A 16,471-nucleotide genomic window follows, 5' to 3' on the forward strand; every position below is an offset into this window, starting at 1 on the left:
CGGCTGCGAAAACAGAATTGCGGGAGGAAGACATGGCGAGCGAAGGCTTCGAGCCGGACGTGAAGGTCCGCACGAAAGAATACCGTATCGGCTGCATCGGCGCTGGCATGATCATGGCCGAATGCCATCTTGCCGCCTATCGCGAAGCGGGGTTCAACGTGGTGGCGATCGCCTCGCGCACCCGTTCCAATGCGCAGAAGGTCGCCGCGCGTTGGGACATCCCGACCGTCCACGACACACCGGAACAGCTGATCGAGAATCCCGAGATCGAGATCGTCGACCTGGCGTTTCCGCCCGATCTGCAGCCGGCGCTGATCCGCCATGCGCTGAAGCAGCCTCACATCAAGGCGATCCTGGCGCAGAAGCCACTGGCGCTGTCGGTCGATAAAGCCGTGAAGCTGCGCGACGAGGCAGCTAAGTCAGGCAAGATCCTCTCGGTCAACCAGAACATGCGCTACGACCAGTCGATGCGCGTGCTGAAGCAGATCATCGACAGCGGCGCCCTGGGCGACATCGTCTTCGCGCAGATCGACATGCATGCGATCCCGCACTGGCAGACTTTCCTTCAGGATTACGACCGGCTGACGCTCGCCAATATGAGCGTGCATCATCTCGACGTGCTGCGATTCCTGTTCGGCGATCCCTCGGAAATCACCACGCTGACACGCAAGGACCCGCGCACGGCGTTCGAGCATAGCGACGGCATCACCGTCTCGACGCTGCGCTTTCCCTCCGGCGTGCTCGCCGTGTCGCTGGAGGATGTCTGGTCCGGACCGCGCCAGGAGGGCTATCTGGACGACCAGCACATCAACTGGCGCGTCGACGGCACCAAGGGTGTCGCCAAAGGCACGATCGGCTGGCCGAAAGGCGTGGCCTCGACGCTGACCTATGCCTCGACCGAGACGACCGGCGGCGAATGGGTCAGCCCGAGCTGGGACACGATGTGGTTCCCGCATGCCTTCATCGGCGTCATGGAGCAACTGCAGCATGCGGTAAAGACAGGCGCGCCGCCGGCATTATCGGTGGCCGACAACGTCAAGACGATGGCGCTGGTCGAGGCCGGCTATCGCTCGATGGCGCAAGGCCGCACCGTCAAGCTTTCCGAAATCTCGATAAAATCAGCCAACTGAATCGCTTACAGGGAGGAATTCACATCATGATGCAGGCAGGTATTTTCACGGGCTATTTCCCGTACGGCCTCGAAGAGACGGCGAAGAAGATCCGCGGGCTCGGTTTCAACACGGTGCAGCTCGACCTGCATTTTAGGGATATCGATCTGTCGGCCGGGCAGATCACTGAGGAAAAGGCCAAGCAGGTGCGCGACGTCTTCCGCGACAACAACCTGCCGATCTGCTGCGTGTCGGGCTACACCAACATCATCCATCCCGACAAGGCCGAGCGCGACAAGCGCGTCGGCTATCTCAAGGAGATCATCCGCAACGCCCGCAGCTTCGGCTCGCCCTACGTGATCTCCGAGACCGGCACCTACAACACCGAATCCGACTGGGTCCATCATCCCAAGAACAAGACCGAGGAAGGATTCGAGGAATGCCGCAAGGTGATCGCCGAGCTTGCCCAGACCGCCTATGACCATGGCGCGGTCTTCCTCCTCGAGACCTACGTCAACAACGTCGTGGGCTCGGTCGAGGAGACGGTGAAGATGTTCGCCCAGGTCGACCATCCGGGCCTCGGCCTGCTGATGGATCCGACCAACTATTTCGAAACCCACAACATCGACAGGATGGACCAGATCCTGAACCAGGTGTTCGATACGCTGACCGACAAGATCAAGATCGCGCATGCCAAGGACGTCAAGCGTTCGGGCAGCGACAAGTCGGAAAAGCATGCCGACATCGGCGACGAGGATGCGATGGAGAGCCACACCTTCCGCGGCGTCGGCGAGATCGAGCTGCCGGCGCCCGGGCTGGGGTCGCTGAATTACGATCTCTATCTGCAGCGGCTGGCGGAAAAGCACCCAAACATCCCGGTCATCATCGAGCATCTCTCGGAAGACGACGTGCCGCGCGCGAAGAAATTCCTCGACGGGAAGTTCCGCGCCAACGGCCTGTGAGCGCCGGTTGCGCCGCCGGCGCATGGCGGCGCAACTCCAACCAAGGGAGGAATGAATGTTGAAATTCGCATTGAAAGTGGCTGCTGCGGCAACGCTGGTGGCCGGGGTCTCCTTGAGCCTGCCGGCATTCGCGCAGGACGGCCAGAAGACCTTCTATCTGCTGTCGCATGGTGGCCCTTCGGACGCGTTCTGGATCGACTGGAATGCCGGCGCAACCAAGGCCTGCGACCAGCTCAAGGTGACCTGCAAGATCTCGTTCAGCGGCGGCGACATGGCGGCGCAGAAGGAGGCTTTCAACTCGGCGCTCGCCGCCAAGCCGGACGGCATCGCCACCACCTCGGCTCAGCCCGGCCTGTGGACGGAGGAGGTGAAGGCCGCCAAGGCCGCCGGCATCCCGATCGTGTTCTTCAACACCGACGATCCGGCGACCGGGCGGCAGGCCTATGTCGGGGCCGACCTCAGGGAAGCGGGCGTCATCTGGGCCAAGTATCTCGTCGACCACAAGATGGTGAAGCAGGGCGACAAGGTGTTCCTGCCGGTCGAAGTGCCGGGCGCCAGCTACCAGCAGCTCGAGACCGAGGGCATCGCCAGCGTCTTCGATCCGCTCGGCATCAAGTACGACGTGGTCGATTGCGGCACCGACCCGGCCGGCATCATCGCCAAGATGACCGACTACATGGTCGCCAACAATCCGCCGGCAATCATTGCACTGGGCGATTCCGTGGCAGCAAGCATCAAACGCGTCTTCGACGGGGCCGGTGTGTCGGCCGGCAAGGTCCCGGTCGTCGGCTGGGGCAACTCAAAGGAGACGGCCGAGGCGGTCAAGTCCGGCTTCGTCAATGCTGCGGCCTGGCAGTACCCGTCGGCGCAGGGCTTCATGCCGGTGGCGCTGCTCGGGCTAGCGGCCTCTGGCGAGCCGATCGGCTACGACATTCACACATTCAGCCTCTACGACGCCTCGAGCGTCGAGCCGATCCTGAAACTCTACAACAAGTGACGACAATCGGCGCCCGCCCCGAAATGGCGGGCGCCGGACGAAACGCATGGTCCTGACAGATATGGCAATCACAGCAGACGACGACACGCAGCGAGCGAAGGGCAGGTCTGCGCTGCTGCGTTCGCCGCAATTCTCCTCGCTCATCATCCTCATCGTGCTGCTCGTGGTGTTCGCCATCGCCGACGGCAACTTCCTGTCGCCGCTCAACATATCCAACATGATGGCGTTCCTGCCCGAGCTCGGCATCATCGCTCTCGGCATGACGCTGCTGCTGACGGCGGGCGAGTTCGATCTATCGGTCGGCGCCGTGTTCGGCCTTGCGCCCGTCGTGGTGATGCTGCTGGTGCAGAATGGCGGTATCGACATCGGCGTCGCCCTCCTGGCCGGGCTTGTGCTGTGCATCGCGATCGGCGCCATCAACGGGCTGATCGTCACCAAGATCGGCATTTCCTCCTTCCTGGTCACGCTGTCGATGCTGCTCGTCGTGCGCGGCGCGGCGCTCTACATCACGCAGGGATTCCCCCTGAAGTCGTGGGACCAGCCCGGCTTCTTCGTCACGCTGCTTGCCGGCAGCTTCAATGTAGGCTCGTTCCGGTTCTACACCTCGCTCTGGTGGTTCATCGGCCTGTCGCTGCTGGCGATTTACATCCTGCGCTACGCCAAGCTCGGCAACTGGATCAGCGCCATCGGCAGCAACCGCAACGCAGCGGTGGCGCGCGGCGTGCCGGCCGACGCGGTCAAGATCTGGCTGTTCATCCTGACCTCGGTGGTGGCCGGGCTGGCCGGCATGATCAGCGCGTTCCGGATTTCGGCCGCCTCGCCGGTGGCCGGCACCGGCTACGAACTCGAAGTGATCGCCATGGTGGTGGTCGGCGGCACGGCGCTCACTGGGGGGCGCGGCACCATCCTCGGCACCATCGTCGGCGCGCTGATGCTGCGCGCCATCCGCAACGGCATCGTGCTGATCGGCGTGCCGGGCTTGGCATACAACATCTTCGTCGGCGTCATCATCCTCGCCATGCTCATCCTGCACGCTTTGCTGCAGAAGAACGCCGCAAGGAGCTGACGATGGAAGTGCTGCGTCTGCAAGACCTGCAAAAGTCCTTCGGCAACGTGCGTGCGCTGAAGAACGCCTCGTTCACCCTCAACGAAGGCGAGGTGGTTGCCCTGCTTGGCGACAATGGCGCCGGCAAGTCGACGCTGATCAAAGCGATCTCCGGCGTCTTCCCGGCCGACCACGGCGACATCTTCGTGCGCGGCGAGAAGGCGTCGATCCGCTCGACGCGCGACGCGATGGACCTCGGCATCGAGACTATCCATCAGGACACATCGCTCGCGCCGGACCTCAGCATCGCGCGCAATCTTTTCTTGGGTCGGGAGCCGGTCAATTTCGGCTGGCTCGGCGTGTTCGCGCCCCTCGACCTCGCCAAGCTTCGCAACGCCGCCTCGGCGCTGCTGAAGCGGGTCGGCATTTCGAAAAAGCTCGATGCCGATGCACTGGTGAGCACGCTCTCGGGCGGTGAGCGGCAATCGATCGCGATCTCGCGCGCCATGCAGTTCGCCGCCAAGGTGATCATACTCGACGAGCCGACCAACAATCTTGGCGTCGAGGAAACCCACGGCGTGCTGCGCTTCGTCAAGGAGGTGCGCGACGCCGGCCACTCGGTGCTGCTCATCACCCACAACATCCACCACGTGTTCCAGGTCGCCGACCGCATCATCGTCATGCGCCGCGGCGAAATCGTCGCGGAACAGACGGTCGCCGACACCGACCTGTTGACGGTGGAAAGCATCATCACCGGCGCCGACATGTCGGCCTTGCTCAAGGAGGCGGGCAAAGTGAAGGACGTCGCATGGTAGAGCTTTACGGCAAGACGCTGTCGCGAAGGCAGGTGGCCGAGCGGTCCGGCATGCTGTCGCAGTTTGCCGGTGTGCGGCTTATGACGCTCGGCGACGGCGTGGAGCGCGGCATCCGGATGCTCGAGTTCCGCACCGGCTCCGGCCTGCGCTTCACGGCGCTGGTCGACCGGGCGCTTGATATCGCCGATTGCGACTTCCGGGGCCAGGCGATCGGCTGGCATTCGCCGAGCGGCTTTCGCCACCCCGGACTGCACGAGCATGAAGGGGAGGACGGTTTCGCCTTTGGCCGGTCGTTCTCGGGGCTGCTCGTCACCTGCGGCCTCGATCATATACTGGGCCGGCAAGACGTGCCGGCCGAAAGCTACAATTATCCCGGGCGCAAGCGGGTATTGCACTCGCTGCATGGCCGCATCGGCACCGTGCCGGCGCGGCTGACCGGCTACGGCGAGGCCTGGGACGGCGACCGCTGCGTGCTGTGGGCGGAAGGCATCGTCCAGCAGGCAACCGTGTTCGGCGAGGATCTCCATTTGCTGCGCCGCATCGAGGCCGATGTCGGCGGCAGCGAGATCCGCCTGTCGGACCGCGTCGTCAATCACGGTTTCAGCCGCACGCCGCATATGTATTTCTATCACGTCAATGTCAGCCATCCCTTGCTCGACGAGGGTTCGCGCTACCTGGCGCCGATCCGGGATGTCGTCTGGGCGGCGCACGCCGGCGAACGCTACGAGGCGCAGAAAGTCGGCTACCGAACCGTGCCGGCGCCGCAGCTGGGGTTCAGCGAGCAGGTCTGGGAGCACGAGCTTGGCTCCGATGCGGCGGGCGAGGTGCCGGTGGCCGTCGTCAATGACCACCTGGGCCTCGGCTTCGAGGTCGTTACCCGCAAGGATCAGCTGCCCTGCACCTATCAGTGGCAGAACTTCCAGGCCGGCCTATATGCCTTGGGAATCGAACCTTCGACGCATCATGTTCTGGGCAATCTCGCCGCGCGCGAACGGGGCGAGATGATCTGGCTGGACCATGGCGAAAGCCGCTCCTATGACGCCGTGTTCCGGGTGCTCGACGGTGCCGGCCAGATCGCCCAAGCGGAAGCGAGGATAGGGTCGATCGCCCGGCAGCCGCAACAGGATTACCCTGCGCCGTCGGGCGCTTTTGCGAGACTGCAGGCGTGACCGGCTTGAAACGCACGATCGGTTGCCGCGGCGGGCGGGAAGTGCGCCGGAATACGGAAGCAGGCGCGGCCCGGCCGGCCCCAGGCGGCCCTTGCGGAGCGCAGGCGGGAAAGCGGAGATGACGATGACGGCAAGCAGGAAGCGCGACTACAGCCTGGTCGGTGAAAGCACCAAGCGCGCCATTGAGACCGGATTGGCTTCGGCCGAATGGTATCACACCGATGTCCCGCGCAAGGCGATCAAGGAGTTGATGCAACGCTCCGACGGGCCGGCGATCCGCGACACGATCATCTGGGTCGCCGCGATCCTGGTGTCGGCCGCCGGCATCGTATGGTTCTGGGCCACGTGGTGGGTGGTGCCGTTCCTGTTCGTCTATGGCGTGCTTTACGGCTCGTCCAGCGACTCGCGCTGGCACGAATGCGGCCACGGTACCGCGTTCCGGACGCGCTGGATGAACGATGTCGTCTACCAGATCTCAAGCTTCATGCTGATGCGCAACCCCGTGCAATGGCGCTGGAGCCATGCCCGCCATCACACCGATACCATCATCGTCGGCCGCGATGCCGAAATCGCCGTCATGCGCCCCCCAGATCTGCTGCGGGCGGCGCTCGCCTTCACCGGTATTCTCGATTTCCGCTATTCGCTGCCGGCGCTGGTGCGCCAGGCGTTCGGCAAGCTGTCCGATGAAGAGAAGAGCTATATCCCCGAGATGGAGCAGCACAAGGCGGTGATCGCTGCGCGCTGGCATGTCGCCATCTATGCGGCGACAGTCGGGCTGGCGCTGTTCACGTGGTCGCTGCTGCCGCTGGTGCTGATCGGCCTGCCGCGCCTCTATGGCAGCTGGCACATGGTGCTGACAGGGTTGCTGCAGCATATCGGCCTGGCCGACAACGTGGTCGACCATCGGCTGAACACCCGCACCGTCTACATGAACCCGGTCAGCCGCTTCATCTACTGGAACATGAATTATCACGTCGAACACCACATGTTCCCGATGGTGCCCTATCATGCGCTGCCGAGGCTGCACGAGCTGATCAAGCACGACCTGCCGGTAGCGAACCCGTCGATGTGGCATGCCTATCGCGAGGTCTGGCCGGTGCTGCTGAAGCAGCTGCGGTACGAGGATTTTTATCTCAAGCGCGAATTGCCGCCGACAGCCAGACCCTATCGCGGCGAATTTCACCAGGTGGATATGTCGGCGGCGGCTGAATAGCCATAGCGGATGGTGCGGGAGCCGGAGATGGCCGACTGGATTGAAGCGTGCGCGGTCGATGACATCGAGGAAGAGGATGTCATCTGCTTCGATCCTCGCGGTTTGCCGCTCGCCCGATGACGAGCTCTTCGCCACCGACGGATATTGGACCCATGAGAAGGCGCATCTAGCCGAAGGGCTGGTGATCGACGACGTCATCGAATGCCTTGAAGCACATTGGCCGCTCTGCGACCGGCCAGGTCAAGGGCGCGCCGGTCTGCGTCAAGCTCGCGATCTATCCGATGAGAATCGAGGCCGGCAAGGTGATGATCCAGATCTGACGCGTGGTAACCGGTCCAGCACCGCGTTTAGCAAACTCAGAGTGACGTTTTCCTGAGCCGAAAGAGACAGACCGTCGCCGACGGGCGCGCCATGGAGGGTAAGCGCCAGCTGACCATGCTGCGCGTGCTGGTCATGGACGTGGCCGAGGGCCGCCGACCGGGCTGAGGTCGATCGTCTCGATGCCGCCGGAGTTGTGCTGAACCCTAGATCGCGATGCGGCCCCCAGCCTGTTCACCGTGCCGGGCTAGAATTTCTTCGAGATCGGCACCGCCGACTGTTTTCTAAGTTGGGCTTTCCGGCTCCACAAGACGGGCACCGACGCCGTCATTGCAGCGCCGGCTATGCCACGGTCACCGTGCCCAGACATATGTGCTTGGCCCTTTGACCCTGATCGACGAGGTCCTGATTCACTGCTGCTTCTGCTGATCAGCTTTGAGGTGCTGATTGTGCGGTTTGATCTGGCAGCGTTGATACTGGGCGCTACCGCGATCGAAGCGGAAGGACAGCGCCTACCGCAGCGGCAAAACGACCGCCTGAACAAGATCAGTGTGAGGGAAGGAGATGGAATTTATTGGTGCGCAGCGAGCGCGGCAAAGCTGCGCAGGTGAACGTGGCTGGAAAGCGTCGCTACAAAGGCTGTGCGTTGTCAGTTTGGAAGCCGACACGCGTCCGGCAGACGACGGTGATCTCGCTGGCTGACTGCGGCGCGGGATTATTATTGAACGACGGCAGGAAGTAGGCTCGGTGCCACGCCGTGCGTCCAGGACTCGGGTTGGAGTGGATTATGGTTCGGGGTGACCATAGCCGATCTGCGCAGCCTCGAACCTCCAGCGCTTGCCGCATGTTGGGCAGGGGTACAATTTTCACTTTCACGCTCGACCTGCTCCGCGTGTGCGTCAGGATGATGCTACACTCAAATTCTCACCACGGCTCAAGGTTCTCCTCGGCAGCGAGGCTTCATGCCGTAAGCGAGCCGCCCCGGGAAACTGATTTCAATTCCTTCGCAGCCGCAACGAGGCGCGGTCATTCCCGGCGGCTTTGATGAGCTCCATCACCTGCTCAGGCGTGATGCCGTTCTGCTGGGCAAAATGGAAGAATTCGTTGCGTTCGTTGGACGAGACCCGGTTCCTGTCGCGAAAATCACGCTCGGTTTTGTTGTCCGTCATCATCTTCTCCTTTCAACCTCAATTCGCCGGCCCGAACCGCCCCCTTGGAGCAAAACCCGAGACCGCCCAACGCGGAGGCTGATCGAGCCTCGCTAGGGCTGCTGCGAGTAGACGAAAGCTCCAACTGGCGAAAGCTGGGGGAGCTTGTCCAACGCCGGGGTGGGCTCGGTGCACGCCGTGGCATCGCTTCGGCGACTTTAACCACCCGCCCAGAACACGGATGGGAGCAGCCTCGGAAAGATCCGCCCACCAGGCAATGAAGCTACGCGAACACCGAGTTCCTCGTCCTGTAGCATCAGCAGACGCTCGTGGATGTCTTACCCGGCATTCTCGCCGGAATGATCGAAGTGGATGGCGAGGCCAAAGGCAAGCGCTCGCTCGGCGATCATATTGACAAGATGGCTTTCGCCGATCGACAGCGCCGGAACGGCCTCTTTCAACGCCTCGAGAGCGTGCCGTATCGACAAAAGACCCCGCCGCTTGCGGCTGCTCACATATTGATCGATCAGGGATTCCAGTGGCATCTGCCTGCCTCCGCTTCGGACAGGATCTCGTAGCGTGGCTGCGGAGCAACAGCATTCACATTGGTTAAGAGATGGCGGCGAACGCCATCATGCATGCCGCCAAAAACAGACGGCGGTGGGGCTGGCTGATTTACCCCGGGTTGGAGCGCTACCCTCGGGTAAGCATGGCACGACCGTCGCGCCGGGTTCGGACATTTTCGGTGCTACTGCTCCGGTACCGCGGAGGTTTGTGGATGGTTGCGTGCCGCCTCGGCGATTTCCGGAATGAATTTCGTCGCGGTGCAGCTTCGGTTTACATTGGCGCGGGCGGTAAATACCTCTTGCCCGCAGACTTGCGAAGCGAGCGCGATCGGCACGTGCACCGCCAGTGGCAACTCGGTCTCAGCCACTCCCAGATGTCTTGCAACCTGTTGCTTCACCTCCGGCCGGCCGAGCGAGACGTCAACGCCGACATCATCCTTGCCGGTCGGCGACGATCCTTGCGCCGGCAGTCGACCCTGCTTGGCTGTTTGCGACGAGTCGCCGGATTGCTGCGCGGGCTGACTTGTCTGCGCAGATGCCTCGACGCCCAAAGTCAGCGAGGCCGCCAGTCCCAAAAAAGCCCGGAGCCCCAAAGACGCAACCCGAAGTCCGAATGTGCTCATTGTCATGTTCCTCACCGTGCGGGGTTCAACCTGGCGCGCTCAGAGTTCGGTGTTGCTTCGGCCTCTTTCGAAGACAGGGATGTCTTCCTCCTCCTCATCATTGTCACCGGTTGGTATGTCCTCGGCGTAGCTGCGGGTCAGTTCCTCGGTTTCGCTTAAGCCGTCGATCGTCTCATTGGCGCCTGCCCCTTCATCATGACGACCGGTAATTTCGCTGCGGGGCCTTGCGCCGATCGGCTGGTCGACATCGTCGGCTCCCCCGAAACCTGGCTCCGCGCCGTGCCTGTCTTCGTGGCCCACGGGGCTGTCCAACACGGCGGCATCCTCCGGGCGAATGGGTTCATCATTGGCGAAGTCACTTCGTCTCGAATGCGAGGTCTCGTTTTGCTTTGGCATGTCAGGTCTCCTGTTCGTTTGGCAAATTCGACGACGCTGGTGCTTGCACGCCGGACTACCTGAGCGACGCACCCTTTAGAGCCTGCATCGACGACCGCTTGAAGGTTGCAGCGTCCCTGGGGGCGGAGGCAGTGCCAGAGGGTTGGCACAGACTCCACAGCGCCGCGAAGAACCAACGTCGTGGCCAGATCCACTCAGCCCTGAGAACCGCTCTTGCTCAGTTGCTGGGCATGTTTGAAATGCTGCCGGATGAGCCGGCGCGGTCTTTTTCGCATGGGCCGCCAAATGTTTTTCCTGACCGTTTTCCGCATAGGAGGTCATCAGCGTCAGGGCTTCCTGGTGCGCTGCAACCTGGGCGTCGACGTAGGCGTTATCGAACGCCCCTCTGCTGTCGTTGCTCAATGCTTCCAATTGGGCAGCATGCTTGCTTGTCATCTCCGGTGCCACTGCGACGTCGTCCTTCTTTGCCGCCGCAATGAGCCGCTTGGAAGAATTCGTGTGGTCCTTGATCATCATGCGAGCGAATTCCTTCACTCGTGATGTCTTCGATTTCCGCAGCGCCAACTCACTCGACTGGATCTCGAACATGTCTGAACTCGCAGCTGCTTTGACAAATTCCTGCGGGGACGTCGTCGCGGTCTGAGCCATTGCCCCCGGGCTGATGAGACCGATGGCGATCGCAGCCAAAAGCACTTTGACGAAATACATGTTGTGCTCCCAACACGGCCGAGCTGCCGTTGTTCCCCTTTTTGTGACAATAAATACCGGGCGGCAGGCGTAGACCCCGAATGGCTCCTGCTCAGCGCTTTGATCATAGATCCGGCCGTATTGCAGGACCGGTGACTGCGCGGAGCTCAGCGCGGTTCTCCGACAAGGCACTATGATCGCAGAGCAGCCGACCGACTTCGTAAGCCCAGTGGATGCGCAGGAGTGCGCTGTTTGCCGACCCGTCGCCGTGGGTCACGCGTCGTGGCAGACCTGTCCGACAGGCCCATGAAAACTTCTGCAAAGCTGCGATGATGATGGGCAAATAGGCCCAACACCTAGCTTAGTATAAAACGCGCCCGCTGGCCCCGGCCGGCGGGCTCTTTCGTTTGCCCTCGGAACCTGGGTCAATTCGCACAGTTGCTCCCCTGGGGTGGCGCGGGCCGCCTCGAATTTGAGATTCTGTTAATCGCCCGAAGCGGGTGCTACCCTCCCTGCCGCGAGCCGGAATGCATAACGATTGCGGATGTGGCTGTTAAAATAGACGCCCTTGGCAAAGGCAGCTTTGAACGCGGCAAAGGCCTCAGCAGGTACGTCCAAAAACTCGTAATGCTTCCCGCTCGCTACAAACCAAACCGAGAGAACCCTGGTGCTGGGGTCATAGTCGAACTTGCGTATCGAGGTCGACGGCATGGTATGCCATTCAAAAACTCAGCCAGCCGAGTTGGATCGTCAGCTACAGGCTGAAACTGTATTCGAAGACGTGCCCGCGCTTCTCGTCGGCAACCCTGATCCAAATGGGTTCGCTGGTGCGCAGGGTGACGTCGCGCTCCGTCGCTTCCCGCGCCGCCCTGATCGGCGTTGTCGCGTGCACGATGTGGGTAGCCGTCACGGTATCGCCATCCATTTCCTCAACGTGGTATTTCGGCACTTGTGTTCCTAAGCGTCTAGTTCGAGAGGCTGATCGTGATCCGGATCGGCATGATAAGCGACCTGGCGAAAATCGCGCATATCGATCTGTTGCCCGCAAACAGGGCAAGGGAGGAAATGCGCGAGTTCGCTCGCGGGCGGGCCTTCATGTCGGTGCCCAGTTATTGGTCTGCCGAGATCCGATAGCCTGGTCATTATTTCCGCAGAGCCTTCGCTTCTCGCTCCAGCGTTTCGCGTTGGTTGCCGTGCTTCGCGATCAATTCCTTGACCTGCTGCGGGGTGATCCCGGCCTTGGCTGCGAAATACTCGACTTCATAATCCTCATCGGCCGAGACCTGGTCCCGATCGCGAAAGTCCCGCTTGCTCTTGTCGTCGGCCATATCGATTCCTCCTTCGCTCATCCCGCAACGCCGAGTTGACGTGTTTGTTGCACCCAAGAGGCTGATTTCCGGTTTCGGAACTATTTTAGCTCAATCTTATTGAATCGCCGGAGGGCGGATCAGTGCATGCGTTTGAAGTTCATCGAGCCGTTGATGCCGACCCTTGTGGAGAACCCTCCCGAGGGTGAAGGCTGGACCCACGAGGTCAAGTTCGACGGCTACCGATCGCAGATGATCATCGATGAAGACGGCACACGCATTTATACGCGCAACGGCCACGACTGGACTGCGAAATATCGCGACCTGGTGAGAGAGGCCAAGCGCCTTGGTGCCGAAAGCGCGATTGTCGACGGTGAGATCATCGTCTTGAACGAAGCTGGCCTTTCGGACTTCGGCGATCTGCGCAAAGCGATCACCCGCCGACAGCAAGACCTCTATTTCGTCGCCTTCGATCTATTGCACCTCAATGGGCACGATCTGCGCGACATGGCGCTTGAGGTGCGGCGCGAGATCCTGGCCAGCATGATCAAGCCCGGGCGGCGTATTCAGTTCAGCGAGCCTCTGCCCGGCGAAGCCAAGGCCATCTTTCACTTGCTCGACAAGGCCGGACTTGAAGGCATGGTGTCGAAGCGGAAGGACAGCAAATACCGAAGCGGTCCGTCGACCAACTGGCTGAAGGCCAAGTGCTATGCGATTGACGAGTTCGATCTGCTCGGCGTCGAGCGTGAAGCGGGCAAGCCGGCTTTCGCTCTGATGGCTGAGCGCGGCACCGGGCGCTATGTCGGCAGCGCGTTCGTCACCTTGAACCGGGAAATGCGCGAGAGGCTATGGAAACGCGTCCAAGAGCACCCAGGCACGGCGCCCAAGGGCGTCATGAAGCGGCCTGCGACGCAATGGGTCAAGCCGGGGCTGATCGGCCGCGTAAAGCACCTGCGCGGCGAGGATGACCTGCGCCACGCCTCACTGCAGGACTTCCGAGAGGATGACACAGATGGCCGTGGCTAGGAAAGATCAGGAGCGCGCCACCTACGCCTGGATGTACGCCCAAGCGAGCAAGGATGGCAAGGAGACGTGCGGTGCCAGCCTACTGGGGAGAGCATGCCGACGCGTGGCTGCAGGGCTTTGACGGTGAGCCGGTGGCCGCCTTCGGCAAGACCAAGACTGTCAACGACGAAATGGAAGCCGAGGTCGACGAAGCTGCCGTCGAGCGCCCTGCTGGAACCTAAGCGCTGGATCGAGCTTAGGCTTCATGAGCACACGCGGCGTCAACTTTCTCGATCGCTGGATCGGCAACAATTTCCCCGAAACGGCTAAAACCGACGCCGTTTCGGTAAGTGAGTACATACACAAATTGTATGCCGACGCTAAAGCCTTGACGATCGAGCGCGAAGAGATCGACGAAGAGGTTGATAGCCTATATCGGACGCTGGTCGATGCCGTCGTGCACTTTGCCCCAGGTGTTTCCGAATGAGCAAGCCGGCCGTCCTATTTTTGAACCAATGGATAAAAAAACACGATCTATCCGACGCCGGTGCGCCGAAAGAGCGAGCGGAGATCGAGCAGCTCGCAAAGCGCCTAATCGCCGACGCAGAGGCTGAGGGGATTGCGGAAAGCGAGCTGACCGAGGCGTTCGACGACAAGGAGGTCGACAGCCTTTATCGTACCCTCCTCGATGTTAAATTTGGGATACCGGAATGAGTGTTCCCGGCCTGAAGGTTCCGGACAGTTTGGGTGGCCGAGCAGTTGCCCACTGTGGCGAGGGGCGATCCGATCGCCACCAGCGAGTTGGCATAAGGTTCTCATGTAAGTGCGGGCGGCCGATTTGAATTCGGCCAACTGTGGCAGAAAAACAACTGCATCAATCGGCGCGCTCTGCTACCAAAAAGGTTAGTTACAGGAGATCACCTATGAAGAAGCTGCTTCTTGGTCTGTCGTTGTCTCTGCTGGCTTCGTCGGCGTATGCTGCCGATGCCATCGTTGCAGAAGCCGCGCCGGTCTTTAGCTGGACGGGTGGGTATGTCGGCCTACAGGCAGGCTATGCTTGGGGGAATGGCAACATAGACGAAATCGGTGGGCCGGGCTTTGTCGACACAGATCCCGACGGGTTCCTTGGTGGCGTCTACGCCGGTTACAACTATCAGATGTCCAATAACATTGTGATTGGCGCGGAGCTGGACGTCGTATATGCGAATGTTGATGGCAGCGGCCAAGTCTTCAGCGCTCCTGGTATCCCGATCCCGGGCGGCATCGCCACCGAAGAACTCAACTGGAGTGCGGCGGCAAGACTGCGCCTAGGATATGCCGTTGATCGCTTTCTTCCTTATATTGCGGGTGGCGTTGCGTTTGGCGATGTCGACATAAGTAATAATGGAGGCGGGCCTTCGTTCGGAGATACACTCACAGGATGGACGATAGGCGTGGGCTTGGATTATGCCATGACCGACAATCTGCTGCTGCGAGGCGAGTATCGCTATACCGACTTCGGTACAGAATCCTTTGGTGGTCTGGTCAATGCCGACGTTGATCTGAAGACCAACGAGGTTCGCTTCGGCATCGCCTACAAGTTCTAATCCCTGATGTCATAATAGCCTGTCGCTCACCGCGACGGGCTTTTTTGTGCAAGAACCGTTTGCGGCGATCCCCTCAACGGAGTTCGCTACCATGGTCAAGACGAAAACCCCTCACAACACGTTTCGCAGGAACAGCTCGCCCGCTTCAAGATCGAGGCGGAACGGCTGCACAAGGCAATCGTCGGCCCGATTGTCGCCGATCTGCGACAATCACCAGGCCGTGCAGGATCCGCATGAAGTGCTGCTCAAGAACGTGAACAATCACCGACAGGGATGCGCTATCCGATGGCCTCTTACAGGTCCGGCGTCGCTGCCTAGTGCTGGATAAGTGGAGTCCCGAGACCGGGGAAGGGCAGCACGTTGCCGCCCGTCCCCCGCCGGCGGCGCAGTTCAACCTCTCGATAGACGAGGATGCCCATCACCATTTCCGCGCTGGCGATTTCCGATCTCGATGGCAACGACTTGAGCTATTGGTGCAGTTGTCGCGTTTCCATGGTCGCAATGTGGCCGGCGATGGCTTCGATGCTATCGCCCAAATTCGCCAGTAACCCTGCGGACCTCTGCATAGGCTTGCTCTACAGCCGCGAAAACGTGTTGAGATGCAGACGCGACCTTTGGCCTTCTGCAAAGGCCACGGCATAGGATTCGAGCTTGAATGATCGGGTGAGTTCCTGGTCTTCCTCGATCACGCGGACAAACCACTCGCCACAGGGTTTGCCAACTTCGACACAAGGGCGTGCTTTGCGAATTGGAATTATGTCAGCCATGGCGTTGCCTCCCAGCAATCAGGCCAAGCGGAGATTAACGTCGTAAGCGGCCTACAACAAGAAAAGATTGGGCAGCAATACGAAGCTGAGGTGTGGGCCACAAATGGCCGGCGCCATGGGTTGGGGAACCTGGGTGGGCACCGGCCAAGAGCGGACAGGTCCGCCGCGATGCATACATCGCCGATTGGTGCCGCGGTGGTAATGGTGTGATCGCGGAAGCTACGCTTTAGCCTTAGCCGTCGGCCTTGCCTTGCCCGTTGCAGTTGCCGTGGGCTGCGGTGCCTTCCTACCCAGACCGATCGACTTCGCCATGGCAGACCGTGAGGCCGCATAGTTGGGAGCGACCATCGGATAAGTGGATGGCAAGTTCCACTTCGTTCGATACGCGTCAGGAGTGAGACCGAAATCCACGCGCAGATGTCGCCGAAGGGTTTTGAACCGCTTACCATCTTCAAGACAGATGATGTAATCGGGAAATACTGACCTTTTTGGATTTACCGCAGGCACTGGTTCTTCGGTCGCGGCAGCCACGCGATGGCCAATCCCAGACAGCGACCCGTGCACTGAGGCTATCAGGTCCGCCAAGCCCGCGACCGGCACGGGATTGTTGCTGACGTACGCGGATACCACATCCGCCGTGAGTTCTACCAGTTCAGCGGCGTGGTCGGGGGCGTCGGTCATGGTGTGAGTCCTCGAATTTGAGAACGATCTATTATAGCTGCTGCCGCAGCTGCGCAACTCGAGGCCCGATGATGGGC

The 16,471-nt window shown here is 61.1% G+C and carries 22 protein-coding genes and 1 pseudogene; 13 read left to right on the forward strand and 10 right to left on the reverse strand.

The features are described 5' to 3' along the window. Positions 1-32: 32 nt before the first annotated feature. The 8 genes and pseudogenes from AC3EML_RS18010 (at position 33) to AC3EML_RS18045 (ending at position 7,630) form a co-directional block, all read left to right on the forward strand. Positions 33-1,130, forward strand: a complete 1,098-nt coding sequence (locus AC3EML_RS18010; RefSeq protein ID WP_286456739.1) for a Gfo/Idh/MocA family protein — start codon at positions 33-35, stop codon at positions 1,128-1,130. Between the two features lie 26 nt (positions 1,131-1,156). Further along, positions 1,157-2,071 carry a sugar phosphate isomerase/epimerase family protein gene (locus AC3EML_RS18015; protein WP_023689427.1) on the forward strand — a complete coding sequence of 305 codons (915 nt, stop codon included), beginning with the start codon at positions 1,157-1,159 and terminating at the stop codon, positions 2,069-2,071. A gap of 55 nt (positions 2,072-2,126) precedes the next feature. Beyond that, positions 2,127-3,068, forward strand: coding sequence for a sugar ABC transporter substrate-binding protein (locus AC3EML_RS18020; protein ID WP_023689426.1), 942 nt, complete (start codon positions 2,127-2,129; stop codon positions 3,066-3,068). A gap of 61 nt (positions 3,069-3,129) precedes the next feature. Continuing rightward, positions 3,130-4,134, forward strand: a complete 1,005-nt coding sequence (locus AC3EML_RS18025; RefSeq protein ID WP_050586906.1) for an ABC transporter permease — start codon at positions 3,130-3,132, stop codon at positions 4,132-4,134. Next, positions 4,131-4,928, forward strand: coding sequence for an ATP-binding cassette domain-containing protein (locus AC3EML_RS18030; protein ID WP_023689425.1), 798 nt, complete (start codon positions 4,131-4,133; stop codon positions 4,926-4,928). Before AC3EML_RS18025 ends, AC3EML_RS18030 begins: the two co-directional genes overlap by 4 nt. Then, on the forward strand, positions 4,922-6,097 hold the full coding sequence (locus tag AC3EML_RS18035; RefSeq protein WP_023673170.1) for an aldose 1-epimerase family protein: 1,176 nt from the start codon (positions 4,922-4,924) through the stop codon (positions 6,095-6,097). The genes AC3EML_RS18030 and AC3EML_RS18035 overlap by 7 nt, the downstream gene beginning before the upstream one ends. Before the next feature lie 118 nt (positions 6,098-6,215). Next, complete coding sequence (locus AC3EML_RS18040; protein WP_023685252.1) at positions 6,216-7,310, forward strand: fatty acid desaturase family protein; 1,095 nt, start codon at positions 6,216-6,218, stop codon at positions 7,308-7,310. 27 nt (positions 7,311-7,337) lie between these two features. Beyond that, positions 7,338-7,630: pseudogene (locus AC3EML_RS18045) on the forward strand (Rieske 2Fe-2S domain-containing protein). Positions 7,631-8,623: 993 nt separating this feature from the next. On the opposite strand, the gene AC3EML_RS18050 reads toward AC3EML_RS18045, so the two are convergent. From AC3EML_RS18050 to AC3EML_RS18085, 8 genes are all read right to left on the reverse strand, one after another. Further along, the gene (locus tag AC3EML_RS18050) at positions 8,624-8,797 is read right to left on the reverse strand and encodes a DUF3606 domain-containing protein (RefSeq protein WP_023689424.1); all 174 of its coding nucleotides are present in this window, start codon (positions 8,795-8,797) and stop codon (positions 8,624-8,626) included. A 317-nt stretch (positions 8,798-9,114) separates the two neighbouring features. Continuing rightward, positions 9,115-9,321, reverse strand: a complete 207-nt coding sequence (locus AC3EML_RS18055; RefSeq protein ID WP_023673164.1) for a hypothetical protein — start codon at positions 9,319-9,321, stop codon at positions 9,115-9,117. A 203-nt stretch (positions 9,322-9,524) separates the two neighbouring features. Then, on the reverse strand, positions 9,525-9,917 hold the full coding sequence (locus AC3EML_RS18060; protein WP_023689423.1) for a hypothetical protein: 393 nt from the start codon (positions 9,915-9,917) through the stop codon (positions 9,525-9,527). A gap of 87 nt (positions 9,918-10,004) precedes the next feature. Continuing rightward, positions 10,005-10,361, reverse strand: coding sequence for a hypothetical protein (locus AC3EML_RS18065; RefSeq protein ID WP_023685250.1), 357 nt, complete (start codon positions 10,359-10,361; stop codon positions 10,005-10,007). A gap of 75 nt (positions 10,362-10,436) precedes the next feature. After that, positions 10,437-11,069 carry a DUF4142 domain-containing protein gene (locus tag AC3EML_RS18070; RefSeq protein ID WP_023689422.1) on the reverse strand — a complete coding sequence of 211 codons (633 nt, stop codon included), beginning with the start codon at positions 11,067-11,069 and terminating at the stop codon, positions 10,437-10,439. Positions 11,070-11,531: 462 nt separating this feature from the next. Further along, positions 11,532-11,759: a KTSC domain-containing protein gene (locus tag AC3EML_RS18075; protein ID WP_286456740.1), complete on the reverse strand. Its 228-nt coding sequence runs from the start codon at positions 11,757-11,759 to the stop codon at positions 11,532-11,534. Positions 11,760-11,802: 43 nt separating this feature from the next. Then, positions 11,803-11,997 carry a hypothetical protein gene (locus AC3EML_RS18080; RefSeq protein ID WP_023713737.1) on the reverse strand — a complete coding sequence of 65 codons (195 nt, stop codon included), beginning with the start codon at positions 11,995-11,997 and terminating at the stop codon, positions 11,803-11,805. Between the two features lie 193 nt (positions 11,998-12,190). Beyond that, complete coding sequence (locus AC3EML_RS18085; protein ID WP_023693356.1) at positions 12,191-12,376, reverse strand: DUF3606 domain-containing protein; 186 nt, start codon at positions 12,374-12,376, stop codon at positions 12,191-12,193. A gap of 126 nt (positions 12,377-12,502) precedes the next feature. On the opposite strand from AC3EML_RS18085, the gene AC3EML_RS18090 reads away from it, so the two are divergent. From AC3EML_RS18090 to AC3EML_RS18110, 5 genes are all read left to right on the forward strand, one after another. Further along, complete coding sequence (locus tag AC3EML_RS18090) at positions 12,503-13,381, forward strand: ATP-dependent DNA ligase (protein ID WP_352521852.1); 879 nt, start codon at positions 12,503-12,505, stop codon at positions 13,379-13,381. Between the two features lie 71 nt (positions 13,382-13,452). Then, on the forward strand, positions 13,453-13,602 hold the full coding sequence (locus AC3EML_RS18095) for a hypothetical protein (protein ID WP_023673151.1): 150 nt from the start codon (positions 13,453-13,455) through the stop codon (positions 13,600-13,602). Between the two features lie 23 nt (positions 13,603-13,625). Next, positions 13,626-13,847 (forward strand): DUF768 domain-containing protein, encoded by a 222-nt coding sequence (locus AC3EML_RS18100; protein WP_023673150.1) that lies wholly within the window; start codon positions 13,626-13,628, stop codon positions 13,845-13,847. Then, complete coding sequence (locus AC3EML_RS18105) at positions 13,844-14,074, forward strand: DUF768 domain-containing protein (protein WP_023690431.1); 231 nt, start codon at positions 13,844-13,846, stop codon at positions 14,072-14,074. Before AC3EML_RS18100 ends, AC3EML_RS18105 begins: the two co-directional genes overlap by 4 nt. A gap of 209 nt (positions 14,075-14,283) precedes the next feature. Further along, on the forward strand, positions 14,284-14,946 hold the full coding sequence (locus tag AC3EML_RS18110; protein WP_352521853.1) for an outer membrane protein: 663 nt from the start codon (positions 14,284-14,286) through the stop codon (positions 14,944-14,946). 575 nt (positions 14,947-15,521) lie between these two features. On the opposite strand, the gene AC3EML_RS18115 is transcribed toward AC3EML_RS18110, so the two are convergent. Next, positions 15,522-15,713, reverse strand: a complete 192-nt coding sequence (locus tag AC3EML_RS18115; protein ID WP_023673145.1) for a hypothetical protein — start codon at positions 15,711-15,713, stop codon at positions 15,522-15,524. Positions 15,714-15,932: 219 nt separating this feature from the next. Next, the gene (locus tag AC3EML_RS18120) at positions 15,933-16,394 is read right to left on the reverse strand and encodes a Ros/MucR family transcriptional regulator (protein ID WP_023673144.1); all 462 of its coding nucleotides are present in this window, start codon (positions 16,392-16,394) and stop codon (positions 15,933-15,935) included. Between the last annotated feature and the right edge of the window lie 77 nt (positions 16,395-16,471).

The organism is Mesorhizobium sp. P170090, from assembly GCF_057786115.1.

Bases quoted from the DNA above. Each gene is read 5' to 3' on its own strand.
- AC3EML_RS18010 (WP_286456739.1), top strand. From the start codon at position 33: ATGGCGAGCGAAGGCTTCGAGCCGGACGTGAAGGTCCGCACGAAAGAA.
- AC3EML_RS18015 (WP_023689427.1), top strand. From the start codon at position 1,157: ATGATGCAGGCAGGTATTTTCACGGGCTATTTCCCGTACGGCCTCGAA.
- AC3EML_RS18020 (WP_023689426.1), top strand. From the start codon at position 2,127: ATGTTGAAATTCGCATTGAAAGTGGCTGCTGCGGCAACGCTGGTGGCC.
- AC3EML_RS18025 (WP_050586906.1), top strand. From the start codon at position 3,130: ATGGCAATCACAGCAGACGACGACACGCAGCGAGCGAAGGGCAGGTCT.
- AC3EML_RS18035 (WP_023673170.1), top strand. From the start codon at position 4,922: ATGGTAGAGCTTTACGGCAAGACGCTGTCGCGAAGGCAGGTGGCCGAG.
- AC3EML_RS18040 (WP_023685252.1), top strand. From the start codon at position 6,216: ATGACGATGACGGCAAGCAGGAAGCGCGACTACAGCCTGGTCGGTGAA.
- AC3EML_RS18050 (WP_023689424.1), bottom strand. From the start codon at position 8,797: ATGACGGACAACAAAACCGAGCGTGATTTTCGCGACAGGAACCGGGTC.
- AC3EML_RS18055 (WP_023673164.1), bottom strand. From the start codon at position 9,321: ATGCCACTGGAATCCCTGATCGATCAATATGTGAGCAGCCGCAAGCGG.
- AC3EML_RS18065 (WP_023685250.1), bottom strand. From the start codon at position 10,361: ATGCCAAAGCAAAACGAGACCTCGCATTCGAGACGAAGTGACTTCGCC.
- AC3EML_RS18070 (WP_023689422.1), bottom strand. From the start codon at position 11,069: ATGTATTTCGTCAAAGTGCTTTTGGCTGCGATCGCCATCGGTCTCATC.
- AC3EML_RS18075 (WP_286456740.1), bottom strand. From the start codon at position 11,759: ATGCCGTCGACCTCGATACGCAAGTTCGACTATGACCCCAGCACCAGG.
- AC3EML_RS18085 (WP_023693356.1), bottom strand. From the start codon at position 12,376: ATGGCCGACGACAAGAGCAAGCGGGACTTTCGCGATCGGGACCAGGTC.
- AC3EML_RS18090 (WP_352521852.1), top strand. From the start codon at position 12,503: ATGCGTTTGAAGTTCATCGAGCCGTTGATGCCGACCCTTGTGGAGAAC.
- AC3EML_RS18100 (WP_023673150.1), top strand. From the start codon at position 13,626: ATGAGCACACGCGGCGTCAACTTTCTCGATCGCTGGATCGGCAACAAT.
- AC3EML_RS18105 (WP_023690431.1), top strand. From the start codon at position 13,844: ATGAGCAAGCCGGCCGTCCTATTTTTGAACCAATGGATAAAAAAACAC.
- AC3EML_RS18110 (WP_352521853.1), top strand. From the start codon at position 14,284: ATGAAGAAGCTGCTTCTTGGTCTGTCGTTGTCTCTGCTGGCTTCGTCG.
- AC3EML_RS18115 (WP_023673145.1), bottom strand. From the start codon at position 15,713: ATGGCTGACATAATTCCAATTCGCAAAGCACGCCCTTGTGTCGAAGTT.
- AC3EML_RS18120 (WP_023673144.1), bottom strand. From the start codon at position 16,394: ATGACCGACGCCCCCGACCACGCCGCTGAACTGGTAGAACTCACGGCG.